A 19856-nucleotide genomic window follows, 5' to 3' on the forward strand; every position below is an offset into this window, starting at 1 on the left:
CGCTGCTCAAAAACCAGTCCAACTACCGCGCCAAGGCGCATCAGATGGCTTGACCAACAACATAGAATCTCCTACACGGTCTCACTCCGGCGCGTCGACCTGGTAGCCCTCGGCCTGCAAGGCAGCGAGATAGCCGTCCGGCTTCAGCAGCTCGTCCATCGGCAGCAGCGCGAAGCTCTGCGCGTTGTCGTGCAGCGCCTTGCGCGCGGCGGCCTGCCAGGTGGCGCGCTGCTGCGCCGGCACGTCGGCCAGGCCCAGCGCCTGCGCAAAGCCGGCGCCGGCGATCGCCGCCACGCAGGCATCGCGGCGATCGCTGTCGGGCAGTTCCCGCAGCGCCTGCAGGTCGCCGGTGGCCCAGGCGTTCGCGCGCGCGGTCATCGCCGGCAGGTCGTGCTCGATGCTGTCCAGGGTGCGGATGAAGCAGGTCACGTCGCGCGGCGCCGCCTGCCTGAACGCCTTGATCGCCGCGCGTGGGTGCTCGATCAGCACGTGATAGTCGGTCGCCAGTTCCGGCACGCCATGGCGCTTGGCCAGGGCGTCGATGTTCGCCCGCACGCCGCCGGAGCGGCTCAGTCCGTTCGCCTTCAGCGCCTTCCTGTACAGCTCCTGCGACGCGAACAAGGGCCGCCAGCGCTCGACGCCACGATCGTCGCCCAGGTACTTCTGCTTCAGCACCTGCCAGCGCGCGTATACCGGCGGCGGCAGCACCTGCTGCAGGGTGGCGCCATCGTCGTTCTTGCGCGCACCGTAGGCCGAGGGCAACAGGAACAGCTTGCCGACGAAACCGACGTCGGCCTTCAACTGTACCGAGGGCTCCAGCAGCACCTGCTGCGAGGCGGCGACCGCCTCTTCCACCTCGCGCGACTGCCACTGCATCGCGCGCGGCAGCGGCGACAGCGTGCCGAGCACCCACATCACGTGGCCGCCCTTGCTCACCTTCCACAAGCCCGGCCCGGGCACCACGCCGCTGACCACCACTACCGGCAGATCGGCCACGTCCTGCGGCGACGGCCGCGTGGCGGTGCCGGCCGTCGCCGGCACCTGCGCAGGTGCCGCGGGCACGCACGCCGGCGCCAGCACGCCCGACACGAGCAGGAAAGCCAGGGGCAGCAGGCGCATCACGGCAGACTCCGGTTTTGAAGGCGGCCATTGTCGCAGGGTGAGGCTGAGCGGCAGGTGGCTGGCGGCAGAAAAAAAACGGGGCGCCGCACGGCGCCCCGTCACACAGTCAACGCTCAGCGCCTCACGCCAACAGCTTGGCCAGCGCCGCGTTGAACGTAGCGCTGGGCCGCATCGCCGCGCTCACCCGCGCAAAGTCGGGATGGTAGTAGCCGCCGATGTCCACTGGCTTACCCTGCACGCGGTTGAGTTCGTCGACGATGGCCGCCTCGTGCTCGGTCAGCGCCTTGGCCAGCGGCGCGAACTTTGCCTTCAGTGCCGGATTCACGTCCTGCGAAGCCAGCGCCTGCGCCCAGTACAACGCGAGGTAGAAGTGGCTGCCGCGGTTGTCGATGCCGCCGAGCTTGCGCGAGGGCGACTTGTCGGTGTCGAGGAACTTGCCGTTGGCCTGGTCCAGCGTCTTGGCCAGCACGTCCACCTCGGCGCTGCCTTGGCGGCCGGCCTCGAACTCCAGCGATGCGGCCAGCGCGAGGAACTCGCCGAGCGAATCCCAGCGCAGGTAGTCCTCTTCGAGGAACTGCTGCACGTGCTTGGGCGCACTGCCGCCGGCGCCGGTCTCGAACAGGCCGCCGCCGGCCATCAGCGGCACGATCGACAGCATCTTGGCGCTGGTGCCAAGCTCCATGATCGGGAACAGGTCGGTGAGGTAATCGCGCAGCACGTTGCCGGTGACCGAGATGGTGTCCAGGCCCTGGCGGATGCGCTCCAGCGAGAACCGGGTGGCGGCCACCGGATCCATGATGCGGATGTCCAGCCCGCTGGTGTCGTAGTCCTTCAGGCAGCGCTCGACCTTGGCGATCACCTGGCGGTCGTGCGCACGGGCCGGATCGAGCCAGAACACCGCCGGCGTGTGCCGCGCGCGGCTCACCGCCAGCTTCACCCAGTCCTGCACTGGCGCGTCCTTGGCCTGGCACATGCGCCAGATGTCGCCGGCTTCCACCTCGTGCTGCAGCAGCACGCTGCCGGCCTCGTCGAGCACCTTCACCACGCCGTCGCCGGCGATCTGGAAGGTCTTGTCGTGCGAGCCGTATTCCTCGGCTGCCTGCGCCATCAGGCCCACGTTGGGCACGCTGCCCATCGTCGCCGGGTCGAACGCGCCGTGCGCCTTGCAATCCTCGATCACCGCCTGGTACACGCCGGCGTAGCTGCGGTCGGGGATCACCGCCTTGACGTCCTGCAGTTGGCCCTGCGCATTCCACATCTTGCCGGAGTCGCGGATCATCGCCGGCATCGAGGCGTCGACGATCACGTCGCTGGGTACGTGCAGGTTGGTGATGCCCTTGTCGGAATTGACCATCGCCAGCGGCGGGCGCTTGGCGTACTCGGCGTCGAGGTCGGCCTTGATCGCCGCCTGCGTCGCTTCCGGCAGCGTGCCCAGGCGCGCGTACAGGTCGCCGATGCCGTTGTTCGGGTTGAAGCCGGCCTGCTTCAGCGCATCGGCGTGCTTCACCAGCACGTCCTTGTAGAACTCGCCGACCGCCACGCCGAACATGATCGGGTCGGACACCTTCATCATGGTGGCCTTCAGGTGCAGCGAGAACAGCACGCCCTGCCTCTTTGCATCCTCGATCTGCGCGTCGATGAAGGCAGCCAGCGCGCGGCGCGACATCACCGCAGCGTCGATGATCTCGCCGGCCAGCAGCGCGGTCTTCGGTTTCAGCACGGCGTGGCTGCCGTCCTTGCCGAACCATTCGATGCTGACGTTGCCGGCCTTGTCGATCAAGGCGGACTTTTCGCTGCCGTAGAAATCGCCGCCGTCCATGTGCGCCACGTGGGTTTTCGAATCGCGGCTCCACGCGCCCATCTTGTGTGGATGCTTGCGCGCGTAGTTCTTCACCGAGGCCGGTGCGCGACGGTCGGAATTGCCCTCGCGCAGCACCGGGTTCACCGCGCTGCCCTTCACCTTGTCGTAGCGCGCCCTGACGTCCTTCTCGTGCGCGTCCTTCGGCGCATCCGGGTAATCGGGCAGTGCGTAGCCCTGACCCTGCAGCTCCCTGATCGCCGCCTTCAGCTGCGGCATCGAGGCGCTGACGTTCGGCAGCTTGATGATGTTCGCCTCCGGCGTGGTGGCCAGGCGGCCCAGCTCGGCGAGGTCGTCGGGCACGCGCTGGCTTTCCTGCAATGCCTCGGGAAACAGCGCGACGATGCGCGCGGCCAGCGAGATGTCGCGCGTCTCCACCTTGATGCCCGCGGTGCCGACGAACGCGGTAACGATCGGCAGCAGCGACTGCGTGGCGAGGAATGGGGCTTCGTCCGTGAGGGTGTAGATGATCTTCGGCGTCTGGGACATGGCGTGCGGGGATTCCCTGGCAAGAGCGGCGGAACCGCGGAAGGCAATGTTCCATTGTCGCGCGAATGCCGGCCCCGGGCCACCGACGACGCCGTCGGCATGCAAGAATCGGCGTTTGCCGTACGCCGCTCACCTCCGATCCATGCGCAACGAACTCACCCGCCTGCTGCAAGACGCCGAATGGCGCTCGAACTTCGACGACCGCACGCTGGCACGCGCCCGTGTCTATGCCGCCGACGGCAGCGTGTCGACACTGCGCAGCCGCATCGAGAATGGCGTGCACATGCTCAGCGCGCAGGTCGAGGGCAGCCACGGCGAGCAATACGACTGCCAGGTGGACGTGCACGACCACGGCGAATGGCTGACCCTGGACTGCGACTGCAGCTGCCCGGTCGGCGTGGATTGCAAGCACGCCGCCGCCATGCTGCTGGTGGCGACCGGCGACGTCGTGCGGACAGCAGCGCCGACCACACCGGCCCGGCTGCAGCCGCAGCGCGCCAAAGCGGATACCGCCGACAGCAGCACATCGGGGCTGGCCTCGTGGGAGGACTGGTTGCGCACGCTGCAGCCACCCGCACCCAGCCACGAGGCCGAGCCGGACCGCCGCTTCGGCGTGCTGCTGCGCGCCGGCGGTGGATCGCCGGTCGCGGAGCTGCTGGCCTGGCCGGCGTGGCTGCGCCCGTCGAAGCAACGCAACCGCAGCGAGCTGGTCGATCCGCAGCCGCTGCAATTGGATCCGCGCCACGGGGCGGTGCCCACGCCAGCCGGCGGCTGGCCGATCGAAGCGGCCGCCGCCCTGGCCACCCTGGTACCGCACCAGTACGTGAACGTCGGCGGCCAGCGCTGGGTGCCGATCCGTGCCATCCATGAAGAACAGGCGCTGGAATACCTGCTGGCGCACTTCCCGGTCTGGTTCGAGCGCGGTTCGGTGCCACTGCAACGCGCCGACACGCTGCCCCTGCAGCTGTACTGGCACGAAGCCGCCGACGGCAGCCAGCAGTTGCGCGCCCGGGTGGAGGCCGGGGACGCCGTGCTGCTGCGCGGCGCCGGCCTGTGGTACGTGCAGCCCGCGCAGGGCCGCTACGGTCGCGTCGAGGGTGACCCGTACCTGCTCGATCGCCTGCCGCACGCACCCGTGCTGCAACCTCCGCAAGTCGCCGCGCTGCGCCAGCGCCTGCAGCGCGGCGGCCCGGCGCTGCCCGAGCCGATCGACCGCGGCCCGGCCGAAGTGGTGCGTGAGCGCCCGCAGCCGGTGCTGCGCCTACGCACCGTCACCCTGCGCCAATGGGCAGGAAAATCCCACGACATCGGCGTCGCGCATGTCGAATTCGACTATGCCGGCGCACGCCTGTCGCCAGCCACCCGCAAGCATGCGGTCGAACGAAGCCTGCACGACGGCCGCCTGCGCGAGATCCACCGCGACCTGCCGGCCGAGCAGCAGGCAGCCCAGCGGCTGGAACAGCTCGGCGCGATGCGCTGCGGTCCGGCCCTGTACGAGTACATCACCCACGGCCACGACTTCGCCGCCAACGACGTGCTGCTGCACCCGCATCCGCGCAAGCCGCCGCTGGCGCCGCGCGATTGGCGCGACGCCATCGACCAGCTCGCTGCCACCGGCTTCCGCATCGAGTACGAACCTGGCTTCCCGCACGACGAGCTGGTCGACATCGATGCCTGGCACGCCGACATCCAGCCCAGCGGCAATGCCTGGTTCGACGTCTCGCTCGGCATCGACGTCGGTGGCCAGCGCGTCGACCTGCTGCCGATCCTGCGCCGCGTGCTGGCCGACCCGGCCTTTCCGCGCGTCGCCCCTGCGCGCGAAAACAAGCGCGCCGCCTGGCGCGTGATGGTGGATGAGAATCGCAGCGTCGAGATTCCGCTGGCACGCCTGCGCGCGCTGATCGAACCGCTGCTGGAATGGCTCGAAGGCGGCGAGGCACTGCGCCTGCACCGCAGCCAGGCCCGTGCGCTGCAGGCACTGGCCGACGATACCCAGCTGCATTGGCGCGGCGGCGACGCGTTGCGCGCGCAGCTCGCCCTGCTCGACCATGCCACGCGCAGCGCCAGGGCGCCGAAGGGCTTCAAGGCCACCCTGCGCCCGTACCAGCGCGAAGGCCTGGCCTGGCTGGACTTTCTCGGCGCGGCGGGCCTGGGCGGCATCCTCGCCGACGACATGGGGCTGGGCAAGACGGTGCAGGTGCTGGCGCACCTCCTCGGCGAAAAGCAGCGCGGCCGGCTGGATGCGCCGGCACTGGTGGTGGCACCGACCAGCCTGGTCGGCAACTGGCAGGCCGAGGCGGCGCGCTTCGCCCCGGCGCTGAAGGTGCTGGTGATCCACGGCGCCGACCGCGCCGACCGCTACGACGAGATCGCCGCGCACGACCTGGTCATCATCACCTACCCGCTGCTGCCGCGCGACCGCGACAAGCTCATCGAGGCGAAATTCTCCCTGCTGGTGCTGGACGAGGCGCAGGCGATCAAGAACGCCGCCAGCCAGGCCGCACAGGTCGTGCGCGAGATCCCCGCCACGCGCCGCCTCGCCATGACCGGCACGCCGCTGGAAAACCACCTCGGCGAACTGTGGGCGCAGTTCGACGCGGTGGAACCGGGCCTGCTCGGCAGCCAGCGCCAGTTCGCGCGCCACTACCGCACGCCGATCGAGAAGCACGGCGACCGCGAGCGCCAGCAGCGGCTCAACCGGCGCATCGGCCCGCTGCTGCTGCGCCGGCGCAAGGACGACGTGCTCACCGACCTGCCGCCCAAGACCGAGATCGTGCGCACGCTGGAACTGGAAGACGACCAGCGTGCCCTGTACGAAACCCTGCGCCTGGCCCAGCACGAACGCGTGCGCCAGGCAGTGGCCGAACGCGGCCTCACGCAGAGCGGCATCATCGTGCTCGACGCCCTGCTCAAGCTGCGCCAGGCTTGCTGCGACCCGCGCCTGGTCAAGCTCGCCAGCGCGAAGAAGGTGAAGGCCAGCGCCAAGCTCGACGCCCTGCTGGAACTGCTCGACGGCCTGCTCGCCGACGGCCGCCGCGTGCTGCTGTTCTCGCAGTTCACCGAAATGCTGGGCCTGATCGAAACAGCACTGCACCAGCGCGGCATCGCCCACCACACCCTCACCGGCCAGACCCCGGCGCGCGAACGCACCGCCATGGTCAAGCGCTTCCAGCAAGGCGGCGTGCCGCTGTTCCTGATCAGCCTGAAAGCCGGCGGCGTCGGCCTCAACCTCACCGCCGCCGACACCGTGATCCACTACGACCCCTGGTGGAACCCCGCCGTGGAAGCGCAAGCCACCGACCGCGCCCACCGCATCGGCCAGGAGAAACCGGTCTTCGTCTACCGCCTGATCTGCAAAGGCACGGTGGAAGAAAAGATCCAGGCCATGCAAGGCCGCAAGGCCGAACTGGCCCGCGCCGTGCTTGAAGGCGGCGGCGCCACGACGCGGCTGCGGTTTGACGAGAAGGATCTGGAGGCGTTGTTCGGGGGGATGTAGCAAAGCGCGTCTTGATGCTTTCTTGCCAACGGTGGGCAGCCAAGGGGGAGCACATGCCGAATGGGTGCAGCGCGTGAGTCTCGACATTTGAGACTAGCCTGTGGCACAAACGGAACGGCCAGCCCGTTATGCGGGCTCGTGTCGGCTACAGGGGAAGTGCATGGACAGGCTTATCCGATCAGATCGCGCGCAGGGCTGCGCACAGCCAGGCATGGTGCAACGCCATGTCTTCCTGCCATCGACGCAAGCGCTGTCGGGACACCTCCATTCATCCATTCACCGTCGCGCATTGCGAGTTCGCGGCGGCGAGTGCTGCCGTACGGAAACTCGACATGAACTTTGAAACCTTCTTCGGTAACGCTTTTGCCTCGTCCGGAGACAAGGCAACGCCTTACGCCTACCAGCAAGCGCTCGCTGTCAATCCGTGGCCAGACGTCGTGGACATACCCACCGGCATGGGCAAAACCGGCGCCGTGACGCTCGCCTGGTTGTGGAAACGTGGCTGGCGGCTTGGTGGCCGTCCCATGACATCCGATTCGGCAACGCCACGGCGTCTGGTCTGGTGCCTGCCCATGCGGGTGCTGGTGGAGCAAACCCGTGAAAACATCGAAGGTTGGCTGACCCACCTCGGCATTCTCGGCAACGCCGGCGAAGGCAAGGTTTCCGTGCATGTACTCATGGGCGGCGAGGACGACCTCGCCAGCTGGGCGGAGCATCCTGACGAAGACATGATCCTCATCGGCACCCAGGACATGCTGCTCTCGCGCGCCTTGATGCGCGGCTACGGCATGAACCGCTACCAGTGGCCGATTCATTTCGCGTTGCTGCACAACGATTGTCTGTGGGTGTTTGATGAAGTGCAGCTGATGGGCGCAGGCCTCGCCACCTCGGCCCAACTTGAAGCGTTCCGCCGCGCCTTCCTGCCGGCAAAAGCCAGCCGCACTCTGTGGCTGTCCGCCACACTGCGCACCGCATGGCTGAACACGGTCGACCTGCGCCCACACCTCGGCACCCTGAAGCGCCACACCCTCGGCGACGACGATCGTGCCCAGGCCAGCGCACGCCTGCAGGCCGCCAAGGCCTTGCAAGCCGCCGTCACGCGGCTCGACAAGGACAACAGCAAGCAAAACGCCAAGGCGTACATCGACGCGCTGTGTGCGGAGGTGCTCGCGCAACACGACCCAGCGGCGCAAACCCTCGTCATCCTCAACAACGTCGGTCGCGCGCGGCAGCTTTTCCAGTCAATCAAAAAGCGGCCCGGCGGCTGCGACGACCTGCTGATCCACGCCCGCTTCCGCCCCGCCGAGCGCAGCGAGCTAACGCGAAAACTGCGCGAAGGGCCACGCGTCAACCGCATCGTCATCGCCACCCAGGCCATCGAGGCCGGCGTGGATATTTCCTCCAAAGTCATGTTCACCGAGCTGGCGCCATGGGCGTCTCTGGTGCAGCGCTTCGGCCGCTGCAACCGCGACGGCAAACACAATGCCGCAGGTGCACGCGTCTTCTGGATCGACATCGAGGCCGATAAAACCCTGGCGCTGCCCTACACCGCCGAGGCGCTCGATACCGCCCGTACCAAGCTGGCCGGGCTGGCCAGCGCCAGCCCCGGCGACCTGCCGCCCACCGACGAAGCCCGCCCGCTCACGGCCGTCCTGCGGCGCAGGGATTTTCTCGACCTGTTCAACACCGACGCCGACTTGTCCGGCTTCGACGTCGACGTTTCCGACTACATTCGCGACAGCGGCGCGCCCGGCGTGCAGCTGTTCTGGCGCGACTTCAAGGACGACCCCAATACGCCCGACACGCAACCGCAGCCCATGCGCGATGAACTCTGCCCGGTATCGATGGGACAGATCACCGCCTTCGCCAAGCGCAAGGACATCACGCTCTGGCACTGGGACACCCTGGACGGCCAATGGGCCAAGCTGGCGCACGACCGCAAGCTGCGCCCCGGCATGACCTTGCTGGCATGCAGCCAGGATGGCGGCTACAGCCCGGACATCGGCTTCGACGGCATCGCCAAACCGCCCGTGCCAGTGTGTCCTGAAGCTGCCAGAGGCCACAGTCGCCGCGACTACGCCGACGACTGGCGCTCGCAACAACCGCGCCCTGTGGCGCTCACCGACCATCTGGCTAACGTGGCCGCGCACGCCGCCCGGCTTTGCGACGCCGTGGGCGAAACCACGCATCCGGCCTACGTCGTGCGCGCCGGGCGCTGGCACGACCTGGGCAAGCTGCACGAGGTCTTCCAGCAGTCCATGTACCGCTGCCACCTGCCTGCCGACCCGGCGCAACCACTGGCGAAATCCAGTTGCACGGGGCCGATGCGGCACAGCCGGGCCTTCTTCCGGCATGAGCTGGCTTCCATGCTTGGCTGGCTGGCGCAGCACGATGGCGAACCGCAGGCCGACCTCATCGCCTATTTGATACTCGCCCACCACGGCAAGGTGCGCATGAGCCTGCGCGCCATGCCGAGCGAAAAGGCCGAACCCGACGTCAATCGTTTCGCCCGGGGCGTCCACGAAGGCGACGTGCTGCCCGCGCTCGACTTCGACGGCGAACACAGCGCCACCACCACGCTCAAGCTCGCCCTGATGGAGATGGGCCTCGGCGAACAGGGCGCCTCCTGGGGCGAGCGGGCGCTGCGCCTGCTGGAGCAACACGGCCCGTTCCAACTCGCCTGGCTGGAAACACTGGTACGCCTGGCCGACTGGCGCGCCTCGGCGGCCGAACAACAAGGGGGTACGGAATGAACGAGCTCCTGCTCGAAGGCTGCACGGCCACGCCGCTGGCCAACTACCTCAAGGCGCTGGGCGTGCTGCGTCTGTTGTCGGCCCGTTACCCCGAAACACGCGGCGGCTGGCGCGGCGACCGCTTCGTGCTGTTGACGTCGCTGGATCGCGAAGGCATCGAGCGGTTCTTTCTGGACGAGTACGTGCCGACACCGATCATGGCACCGTGGAATGCGGGGAGCGGGTTTTATTATCAGGAGAGGAAATCAAAAGAGGTCGATCCAGCAACAGGCAAAAAAACGAAGCTCGGTGTGTTCGATCAGAAAACCACTGCCACCGAGATCGTAACCGTCATCATTCAGAGCGGAGATCACCAGCTCGTACCTTACCGGCACGCCCTTCTTCAGGCACAAGAGGCCGTGAGACACCAAAAACTCACAACAGCCCCCGAAAGCGGTGAAGCAAAGGATCAATTCATACTCTCGCTCCGAGCCAGCCTGCCGGACGAATGTGTTGCCGCGATGGACGCTGGACTTGTTGTCGCCGGTGGCTCAACGGACTTTCCCCCTTTGCTCGGTACGGGATGGAACGATGGGAATCTCGACTTCACCAACAACTTCATGCAGCGCGTCATCGACGTGCTCCCATCAGGTGATGAAGGCGCGGCGCTGGCGTCCCTCGGTTGGCTGCAAACCTCGCTGTTTGCCGAACCGGCGCCCGGGTTGACCAAAAGCGCCATCGGCCAATTCGCTCCCGGCCAAGCGGGTGGCCCGAATGCCGGCACGGGCTTCGATGCCGACGCGTCCATCAACCCCTGGGATTTCGTGCTGATGATCGAAGGCGCGTTGCTGTTCGCCGCCGCAACGGTGCGGCGCAATGCCGACGATCCTTTCGGCGTACTGAGCTACCCCTTTACCGTGCGTGCCATCGGCGCAGGCTCGGGTAGCCTTGGCGAAGGCGATGCGGGTAACGCACGCGGCGAGCTCTGGATGCCGCTCTGGCCGCAATTCGCAACGCATGCGGAGGTGCGCGCGTTGATGAGCGAAGGCCGTGTGGCGCTGGGCCGGAAACCGGCGCGGGATGCGCTCGATTTCGTCCGCGCCGTGCAACATCTCGGCGGCTACCGCGGCGTACGAAGTTTTCAGCGTTACGGACTGCTGATGCGTTCAGGCAAAGCCTATCTGGCTACACCACTCGCGCGGATCGATGTCAGCGAATCGCCGGCTCCATCATGGCTGGACGAACTGGACACCCACGGCTGGCTGGAAAAATTCCGCCGCTTCGCCAACGACGGCAACACAGCCGCCCGCTTCAAGACCCTGCGCAAGCGCCTCGAAGACGCACTGTTCGCACTCTCCGGCAAAACGCCGGGCAAGCTGGAGACGCAAGCATTGCTGATCCTGCTTGGCCAGATCCAATCCGCTCTCGCATCGAGCAGCAAGGCACGCGAGGCCGTGCGACCGGTTCCGCGCCTGTCCGAACGCTGGATCATCGCCGCCGATGACGGCACTCCCGCCTTGCGCATCGCCAAAGCCCTGGCCGGTCTGCGCGGCGTGGACGAAGTAACGCTACCCATCCGCGCTCAGCTCTTCCCGGTCGAGCGCCGCTGGGCCAACTGGATCACGCCAGAGTCCGACGAAAGCCATCGTCTCTGCGACGGTTTCAAAGGCCGTCTGGCCGATACGCTGCCCACGCTGCTTGCTCGGCGATTGTGGCTGGCCGAGCGCTTCGGCATGGACGACAAGCCGTTGGAAAGCCCGGCGGGCGCGACGCTGGCCGACCTCGCCGCCTTCCTGCGCGACGACGGCATGGATGCGCGCATCGCCGATCTGCTGCCGGGCCTCGCGCTGTGCGACATCCCGCAGGATATCGACCGCAGCGGCGGCGAGGGCGGCGTACCGGCGGCCTTTGCACTGATGAAACTGGCGCTGACCCCCGAACGCACGCTGCGCTCACTCGGCACGCTGGCCGATGGGCAAAGCCTGCCGGTACCCGCCGGCATGCTGGCACAGCTCACCGCCGGCAATCACGGCAATCGCGCCGTGGCCATCGCCTGGCGTCGCTTGCGCGCCTCCGGCCTGTCGCCGCAATTCACGCCCGACGCGCTGCCGGCACTGGCGGGTATCACCCCCAAACGTGCCGCCGCCGCGCTGCTGATCCCGCTGCGCTACGGAGCCACCGCAACGCTGGTGCGCAGCATCACGAAACAGCCCGAACCCGACTTCGCCTGACCACGGATACCAAGGAGTACAACCATGAGCCTCGACCTGTCCGCCCTCGCCAACGCCCCGCGCCTGCTGCTGCGCGCCAAGCTCAAGCCCTTGCAGGGCACGCGCTTCCAGCCCACCGGCTTTCCTGAGATCGGCGCCGCCCAATACGATGGGCCGGACGGCACGCCCACACTACTGGTGGAGTCGGCGCAAAGCATGGCCAACCGCCTGGAAGCCGTGTGCTGGGACAAGGTAGCCGACGACTGGGTGGCCCCGCTCCAGGGGCTCTCCGTCATCAAGGTCAAGGACAAAGACGGCAAGCCGCTGACCAACTCGGTGCTGGAAGCGCATCGGATCAATTCGCCGTACATCCTCGAAGGTACCGACAAGACGGTTTTCGACAAGCTCAAGGCCGAGCTGGCCGACATGGAGGAAGGCTTCGTTGACCTGCGCAAGCTTGCGCACACCTTGCTCGCCCTCGACATCAACGCCCTGCTGCACGGCGTGTTTCTTGCCAAGAAGGAGCTGGCGGGTGGACGCCTCCGGTTGCCGCGCGCATTGTCAGGCTTCATCGAAGCCACCGATGCCAAAGTTGCGGCCAGCGGTGGCGTCAAGAACGATTCGGTCAATCCATCCGGCGACACGGCAAAGGGGTTTGGCAACGTCCCCTTCTCCCGCGACGAATTCGTCTCGCCCGACATTGCCGCCTATTTCAATCTCGACCTCGCCCAACTGCATGGCTACGGCTTCACGCCAGCCGTGTTCGACCTGCTGGTCGTGCTGGCGCTCTACAAGATCCGCGCCTTCCTCGAAACCGGCCTTCGCCTACGCACCGCTTGCGATCTGGAGTGCACGGCGATGGACGTGCAACGGCCCAACGGCTTCCAGATGCCCACGCTGGAAGCACTCACGCAGGCACTTCCCGACCTCATCAAGACCGCTGCCGCCGACGCCAAATTCCAGCCCACCACGGTGACTTATACCGGCGGCGGCAAGGTGGCCAAGGGCAAGAAGGGCAAGGGCGAAGCGGAGTCCGCCGACGACGGCGAGGGTTGAGCTATGCTCGCACTTGCCTTCACCTTTCCCGCCGGGCGCTATCACGCCACGCCGTGGGATCGTCACGTCAACGAGGGCTCCGTGGCCTGGCCGCCCGAGCCGTGGCGCATCCTGCGCGCGTTGATCGCCACCTGGCACCACAAGCTCAAGCACGATGGCCGGCACAGCGGCGCCACACTCCAGGCGCTGATCGAATCCCTGTCCACCGATCTGCCCGAGTACAGCCTGCCGTCGGCCAACCATAGCCATACCCGGCACTACCTGCCACAGTTCGCGGCAGGCAAGACCTCACTGGTCTTCGATGCCATCACCGCCGTAGATCGCAACGAACCCCTGGGCGTCGCGTGGCCCCAACTGACGCTCCCCACCGATCAGCGCGCCCTGCTGGACGACTTGCTCGCCGTCATGGGCTATCTCGGCCGCGCCGAATCCTGGGTGGAAGCCAGGACGCTCGAAACGGCTCCGCTGGCAAATTGCGTCCCCGGCGACTGCGCGCTCGACACGCAAACCGGCGAGGTCAAGGGTGAGCTGGTCACGCTGTATGCGCCGCTGCCCCACGCCGATTACCAGGCACTGCGCGGGCGTTTTCTAGTCGACGAGAAAGCACATGAGAAACTTGGCGCCACGCTGCCGGAATCTCTGCTTGACGCGCTCAGCGTCGATACCGGCGACCTGCGCAAGCTTGGCTGGAGCCAGCCGCCCGCCGCGCGCAAGGTGAGCTACCTGCGCCCCGTCGATGCGCTGCGCCCGCGGCCCGCCATCCATCGTGCCGTGGCGCCTGCCGTGCTGGCCGTCAGCTTCATCCTCGACGGCAAGCCGTTGCCGCGCGTGGAGGACAGCCTGCGTATCGGCGAGCTGATGCGCGTCGCCGCCATGGGCCAGTGCAAGCAGGTCTTCGGTGAGGGACACATCCCGCCGATCTTTTCCGGCCACGATCTACCCGCGGGTAACCGCCATGGCCACGCCTTTTATCTGCCGTGGGACAGCAACGGCGATGGCCGGCTCGACCGCATACTTGTCTACGCGCCTTACGGCATGAGCGACGCCGAGCAGCGCGCGTTGCTCAAGGTGAGAAGGCTCTGGGATCATGCCGGCGCCGAATGGCAGTTGTCGCTGGAGGGCAGCGGCTCGCCCGGCATCGTCCCACCGCTGACCCGCGCCAGTGCCATCTGGGAATCCGCGACGCCCTACCTGCACCCTTGGCACGCCAAGAAGCGCTTCAACGGCGAAGAACAAATCCGCCGCGAGTGCCGCGAACGCGACATCCCCGAACCCATCGCCATTGAAAGCCGCACCGAGGTAGACGTCGGCAAGGGCAGCATGCGCCGGCCAATCCACTTCCGGCGTTTCCGCAATCGACGCGGACTGAGCCAACCGGATCGCCTGGGCAGCTTCTGGAGGCTGACCTTTGCCGAACCACTGACCGGCCCGCTGGCACTGGGCTTCGCCTGCCATTACGGCTTGGGAATGTTCAAACCCGTGCCTTCCAATAGAAAATAAGATTGCTTTATGTCCATTAAAAGCATATTTTATTGTCCATGCCAAAGCGCACCCCGCCCATCTTCCCCGCCGCCGCCGAGCGCCTCACAGCCCTCGGCGCCCGCTTGCGCGCAGCACGCCTGCGGCGGCGCATGACGCAGGCAGCACTGGCGGCGCGGGCCGATGTGTCGTTGCCCACCTTGCGCAAGCTTGAGCAAGGCGAAGGTTCGAGCAGTCTGGCCACTTTGCTGCGCGCGATGGAGGTGCTGGGGCTGGATCACGACCTCGATCTCTTAGCCAAGGAGGACGAACTCGGCCGCCGCCTGCAGGATATTCGCCAGGTGGGCGCGCCGCGCGGCAGGCACAAGCCGTGAGCGCGCGTTCCGAAACCGTGCTGGACGTGGTGCTGGACGACGCCACGCTCGGACCAACCATGGCCATCGGCAGCTTGCGCTGCGAGCGGAGCGGTGTCAGCGAGGCGATCGGCTTCGCTTACCACCGCGACTACCTCGAACAACGCCGGAGCGTGGCCATCGCGCCCGACCTGCCTCTGGTCGCAGGGCCGTCGTGGCCTGCGCGCGAGCAGGCCTTGTTCGGCATCTTCCGCGACATTTCGCCGGATCGCTGGGGCCGCATGTTGATGGAGCGGCGCGAAGCGCTGGAAGCGCGCGAAGCGAAGCGGCGCCTGCGGCGTCTCTCCGAATGGGATTTCCTGACCGGGGTGGACGACTGCACGCGCATGGGCGCCTTGCGTCTTCGCCGAACCGAGCCGCCACACGCCTGGGTCGATGAGCGCGAGCGCAGCGCTCCGCCGGCGACGCGTTTGCGTGAGCTGGAAGCGATTGCCCGCGAACTGGGCCGCGAGGATGCCGAGGAGCGCCCCGAGTACGCGCGCTGGCTGGCGCAACTGATGGCCCCCGGCACCAGCATGGGCGGGGCGCGTCCGAAGGCTACGTTTGCCGACGAGCACGGAGCGCTGTGGTTGGCCAAGTTTCCTGCCCATGACGATCGTCGGGACGTCGGCGCCTGGGAATACCTGGCCTGGCGGCTCGCCAGGGCTGCCGGCCTGATCGTCCCTGACGCCCGGCTGTTGCGCTTTGGCCGTGGCTATCGAAGTTTTACCGTGCGGCGCTTCGACCGTCAGAGCGATTCGCGTCGCCTGTATGCCTCGACCATGACCCTCACCGGCCGCAATGACGGCGAGGGCGGCAGCTATCTGGATATCGCACAGGCCATCCAGCGCCACGGCGACCCGGGCGGCATTGGCGACGACCTTGCCCAGCTCTACCGGCGCATCGCGTTCTCCATCCTGATCGGCAACCGCGACGATCACCTGCGCAACCACGGTTTCCTGCGCACACCCGACGGATGGCGGCTGGCACCCGCTTTCGACATCAATCCGAACCCGGACAAGCGCGAACATGCACTGGCGATCGATGCGCACGATCCCAGCCCGCGGCTGGCCAACCTGCGAGCCACCCACACCTTCTACCGGCTCGACGGAACGCAGGCGAAAGCCATCGAGGCCGAAGTGCGCGACGCCGTGGCTCATTGGCCGGCCATCGCCACCGAACTCAAGCTGCCGCGCACGGCGCGCGATCAATTGGCTGCCCTGATCGGCGATTGAAGCTGCCACGCATGGCGCAAGAAGTTGCCGTCCCAGCCGCTCGGTAGTAAAACCCGGATACGGATCGGCGAACGCCATGGGGAGCGGCTTTCGATGGAACCGAAGCAGGGGGATCTCGAACTTCCGTTTCCGGAACTGGGCGGCGATCAACCGCCGATTCCGGTGCGCATGCTCAACGAGCACGTGTACTGTCCGCGCCTGGCCTACCTGGAATGGGTGCAAGGCGAGTGGGCCGATTCGACGGACACCGTGGAAGGCCGCCACAAGCACCAGCGCGTGGACAAACCTTCCGGCGACCTGCCCGATGCCGAAACCGCCGAGGAAGAACACGCCGAAATCCATGCGCGCTCCATCACCCTCTCCTCCAACAAGCTCGGGCTTGTCGCCAAGCTCGACCTGATCGAAGGCGAAGGCAGTACGGTCACTCCCGTCGACTACAAGCGCGGCAGGCGTCCGCACACGGTGCGCGGCGTCTACGACCCGGAGCGCGTGCAGCTGTGCGCCCAGGGCCTGCTGCTGCGCGAGCATGGCTACACCTGCGAGGAAGGCGCCATCTACTACGTCGCCAGCAAGGAGCGCGTCGCCGTCGCCTTCGACGACGAGTTGCTCACGCTCACCCGCAACGCCATCGCCGAACTACGCGCCATGGCTGCCGGCGGACGCATCCCCGCGCCGCTGGTGGACAGCCCCAAGTGCCCGCGCTGTTCGCTGGTGACCATCTGCCTGCCGGACGAGGTGCAATTCCTGCATCAGCTCGAGCTGGCGCCACGCCCGCTGGCCGTGCCGCACCACGAGGCGTTGCCGCTGTACATCCAGCATTACAGCGCCAAGCTGGCGAAGAAGGGCGAGCTGCTGGAGGTGACCGACAAGGACGGCCACATGCTCGCCAGCGCGCGTCTACGCGAAGTTTCGCAGGTGGTGATCCAGGGCAACGTCTACATCACCACGCCGTGCCTGCAGGAGCTGATGCAGCGCGACATCCCGGTAAGCTGGCACAGCTACGGCGGTTTCTTCTTCGGCCACACCCAGGGCAACGGGCACAAGAACGTGGAGCTGCGCACTGGGCAATACCGCGCCAGCTTCAACGACGCCACCTGCCTGCGCCTCGCCCGCGGCCTGGTGGCCGCCAAGATCACCAACTGCCGCACGCAGCTACGCCGCAACTGGAAGCCGGAAGAAAAGCCCGAGCGACTGCTCGCCGACCTGAAGCGCATCCGCCAGCAAGCCGAGCGCGCCGAGAGCCTGGAAACCCTGCTCGGCATCGAAGGCCAGGCCGCCGCGCTGTACTTCGGTCAGTTCCGCCAGACCTTGAAGCCTGCCACGCCGAGCGACGAGGCGCTGCTTGCCTTCGATTTCACCCTGCGCAACCGGCGCCCGCCCACCGACCCGGTCAACGCCATGCTGTCATTCGCCTACACGATGCTGGCCCGCACCTGGACGACCACGCTGACGGCCGTGGGTTTCGATGCGTTCCGCGGCTTTTATCACCAGCCACGTTATGGCCGCCCCGCGCTGGCGCTGGACATGATGGAGCCGTTCCGCCCGTTGCTGGCCGACTCGGTGGTCATGCAGGTCATCAACAATGGCGAAGTACGCCCCAGCGACTTCGTGAGCGCCGCCGGCAGCGTCAACCTCGACGCCAGCGGCCGCAAGCGCTTCATCGCCGCTTTCGAGCGCCGACTCAGCCATGAGATCACCCATCCATTGTTCGGTTACCGGTTGAGCTATCGCCGACTGCTGGAGCTGCAAGCGCGCCTGCTCGGGCGTTTTTTGCTCGGAGAACTGGACGACTACCCGAACTTCACCACGCGCTGACCGTCAACCCCATCGCAACCCGCGAGACGAACATGGATGAGCATCTTTATCTGGTGACTTACGACATCCGCGACGACAAGCGTCTGCGCCGCGTCTTCAAGACCATGAAAGGGTTCGGTGAATGGCTGCAACTGTCGGTCTTCCAGTGCCGCTTGAGCCGACGTCGGCACGCCGAAATGCTGCAGCTGCTCGACGGCATCATCCTGCGCCGCACCGATGCCCTGCTGATCATCGACATTGGCCCCGCCGACAAGGTAAAGCCTCGCGTGGTCAGCCTCGGAGACAAGTTCGACCCCGTTGCCAGGGAACCCATTATCGTTTGACCTTCAAACCTTCGCCCTCGTCTTCTCTCGCCCCATTGCCGCGAGCACTCCAGTGACACCGCGAAACCCGGCCACCGCTCGCACGGTAATGCTCTCTGACAATCAAGAAGTTACCCGCCCCTGTTGCCATCCGGCATCACGCGCGCTAGCTTGGCGTGCAAACGTGGTAGACACCTCTCGCACGCAACCACCAAACAGTCAACCCACACAACGGCTTGCGGAGGGACTGTGATCCGCAGCGAAGAGCTGCGGCCTCATTGAAGCGAGCTGGGTGCAATCTTCTCGACGCTGCCGACACGGGTGATCCGCAGCGAAGAGCTGCGGCCTCATTGAAGCCTTTTATAGCGCCGCCTCCGGACGATTGCAAGAGGCGGTGATCCGCAGCGAAGAGCTGCGGCCTCATTGAAGCCTTGTCCTGAGCGCCACGCAGCCCGGTCGAATCCATGTGATCCGCAGCGAAGAGCTGCGGCCTCATTGAAGCACGCCGGTGGGCGTCTCCGCGGTGCGCCGCGCGCTGCGGTGATCCGCAGCGAAGAGCTGCGGCCTCATTGAAGCAAGGCGGCACTGGGCGGCACGCAGAGCCCGGCGTGGAGTGATCCGCAGCGAAGAGCTGCGGCCTCATTGAAGCGGTGATGGCGAAGCGTGTGGTGATTTGCTGAAGGGTGAGGTGATCCGCAGCGAAGAGCTGCGGCCTCATTGAAGCTTTGCTCTCGCCACCCTGGGCGTTGGCGTCGCGCACGTGATCCGCAGCGAAGAGCTGCGGCCTCATTGAAGCACGCCCAGGCTCTTGGTTTTCACCCCGCCGTTCAGCGGTGATCCGCAGCGAAGAGCTGCGGCCTCATTGAAGCCATAGTTGATGTCGGTGTAGGAAGACGCCCCCACGGGTGTGATCCGCAGCGAAGAGCTGCGGCCTCATTGAAGCAACGGCAACCCGGAGGATACCGGACACTGCTTTCCGGTGATCCGCAGCGAAGAGCTGCGGCCTCATTGAAGCAATGGTAGGCCGATTGGCTTCTTGCCCTTTGCCGCCGTGATCCGCAGCGAAGAGCTGCGGCCTCATTGAAGCCACATTGTCGGGGTTGTCTGTCATGGGTCGCTCGTGGTGATCCGCAGCGAAGAGCTGCGGCCTCATTGAAGCCGGGCTAAGGCGATTCTGCACCGGCTGCCCACCAGCGTGATCCGCAGCGAAGAGCTGCGGCCTCATTGAAGCTTGCCGTTTCACTGTGGATGCTGACGGCCTGTTCCTGTGATCCGCAGCGAAGAGCTGCGGCCTCATTGAAGCAACCCGAACGTGGGTGAGTACGACGTCATTTCCGAAGTGATCCGCAGCGAAGAGCTGCGGCCTCATTGAAGCAAGCCATTGAAATAGCGCCGAAGCACGTACTGGCGAGGTGATCCGCAGCGAAGAGCTGCGGCCTCATTGAAGCAGCTGGACCCGAGCGCCAAGCAAGCCTATCAGGCGGGTGATCCGCAGCGAAGAGCTGCGGCCTCATTGAAGCGTGATCACCAGCTCGTCGCGGTGTTTTTCCTCGATCGTGATCCGCAGCGAAGAGCTGCGGCCTCATTGAAGCATCGCAACGCGCGTCGGCCTCGACTTCCGAGGCGAAGGTGATCCGCAGCGAAGAGCTGCGGCCTCATTGAAGCCCAGT

11 protein-coding genes and 1 CRISPR repeat array (1 of these 12 running past the window's edge) are annotated in these 19856 nt (G+C 66.5%); of the genes, 9 read left to right on the forward strand and 2 right to left on the reverse strand.

Annotation, left to right across the window (positions count from 1 at the left end; genetic code table 11):
- Positions 1-81 precede the first annotated feature (81 nt).
- Positions 82-1119 carry a TraB/GumN family protein gene (locus tag AC3WTD_RS08225; RefSeq protein WP_492613500.1) on the reverse strand — a complete coding sequence of 346 codons (1038 nt, stop codon included), beginning with the start codon at positions 1117-1119 and terminating at the stop codon, positions 82-84.
- Positions 1120-1243: 124 nt separating this feature from the next.
- On the reverse strand, positions 1244-3469 hold the full coding sequence (locus AC3WTD_RS08230; protein ID WP_492613501.1) for an NADP-dependent isocitrate dehydrogenase: 2226 nt from the start codon (positions 3467-3469) through the stop codon (positions 1244-1246).
- A gap of 142 nt (positions 3470-3611) precedes the next feature.
- On the opposite strand from AC3WTD_RS08230, the gene AC3WTD_RS08235 reads away from it, so the two are divergent.
- From AC3WTD_RS08235 to cas2, 9 genes are all read left to right on the forward strand, one after another.
- Positions 3612-6965: a DEAD/DEAH box helicase gene (locus AC3WTD_RS08235; RefSeq protein WP_492613502.1), complete on the forward strand. Its 3354-nt coding sequence runs from the start codon at positions 3612-3614 to the stop codon at positions 6963-6965.
- Between the two features lie 332 nt (positions 6966-7297).
- Positions 7298-9718: a type I-G CRISPR-associated helicase/endonuclease Cas3g gene (cas3g, locus tag AC3WTD_RS08240; protein WP_492613503.1), complete on the forward strand. Its 2421-nt coding sequence runs from the start codon at positions 7298-7300 to the stop codon at positions 9716-9718.
- Positions 9715-11928, forward strand: coding sequence for a type I-G CRISPR-associated protein Cas8g1/Csx17 (gene cas8g1, locus AC3WTD_RS08245; protein WP_492613504.1), 2214 nt, complete (start codon positions 9715-9717; stop codon positions 11926-11928). Before cas3g ends, cas8g1 begins: the two co-directional genes overlap by 4 nt.
- A gap of 24 nt (positions 11929-11952) precedes the next feature.
- On the forward strand, positions 11953-12963 hold the full coding sequence (cas7g, locus tag AC3WTD_RS08250; RefSeq protein WP_492613505.1) for a type I-G CRISPR-associated RAMP protein Csb1/Cas7g: 1011 nt from the start codon (positions 11953-11955) through the stop codon (positions 12961-12963).
- A 3-nt stretch (positions 12964-12966) separates the two neighbouring features.
- On the forward strand, positions 12967-14463 hold the full coding sequence (csb2, locus tag AC3WTD_RS08255; protein WP_492613506.1) for a type I-G CRISPR-associated protein Csb2: 1497 nt from the start codon (positions 12967-12969) through the stop codon (positions 14461-14463).
- A 38-nt stretch (positions 14464-14501) separates the two neighbouring features.
- On the forward strand, positions 14502-14816 hold the full coding sequence (locus AC3WTD_RS08260; RefSeq protein ID WP_492613507.1) for a helix-turn-helix domain-containing protein: 315 nt from the start codon (positions 14502-14504) through the stop codon (positions 14814-14816).
- A complete protein-coding gene (locus AC3WTD_RS08265) occupies positions 14813-16069 on the forward strand; it encodes a type II toxin-antitoxin system HipA family toxin (RefSeq protein WP_492613508.1) in 1257 nt (418 codons plus the stop codon). The genes AC3WTD_RS08260 and AC3WTD_RS08265 overlap by 4 nt, the downstream gene beginning before the upstream one ends.
- 93 nt (positions 16070-16162) lie before the next feature.
- The gene (gene cas4g/cas1g / locus AC3WTD_RS08270; RefSeq protein ID WP_492613509.1) at positions 16163-17884 is read left to right on the forward strand and encodes a CRISPR-associated endonuclease Cas4g/Cas1g; all 1722 of its coding nucleotides are present in this window, start codon (positions 16163-16165) and stop codon (positions 17882-17884) included.
- A 32-nt stretch (positions 17885-17916) separates the two neighbouring features.
- On the forward strand, positions 17917-18207 hold the full coding sequence (gene cas2 / locus AC3WTD_RS08275; RefSeq protein ID WP_492613510.1) for a CRISPR-associated endonuclease Cas2: 291 nt from the start codon (positions 17917-17919) through the stop codon (positions 18205-18207).
- A gap of 228 nt (positions 18208-18435) precedes the next feature.
- Positions 18436-19856: direct repeats of the CRISPR family, unit length 36 nt; unit sequence GTGATCCGCAGCGAAGAGCTGCGGCCTCATTGAAGC (it continues 7395 nt past the right edge of the window).

This window comes from Rhodanobacter sp. FW106-PBR-R2A-1-15 (genome assembly GCF_058789735.1).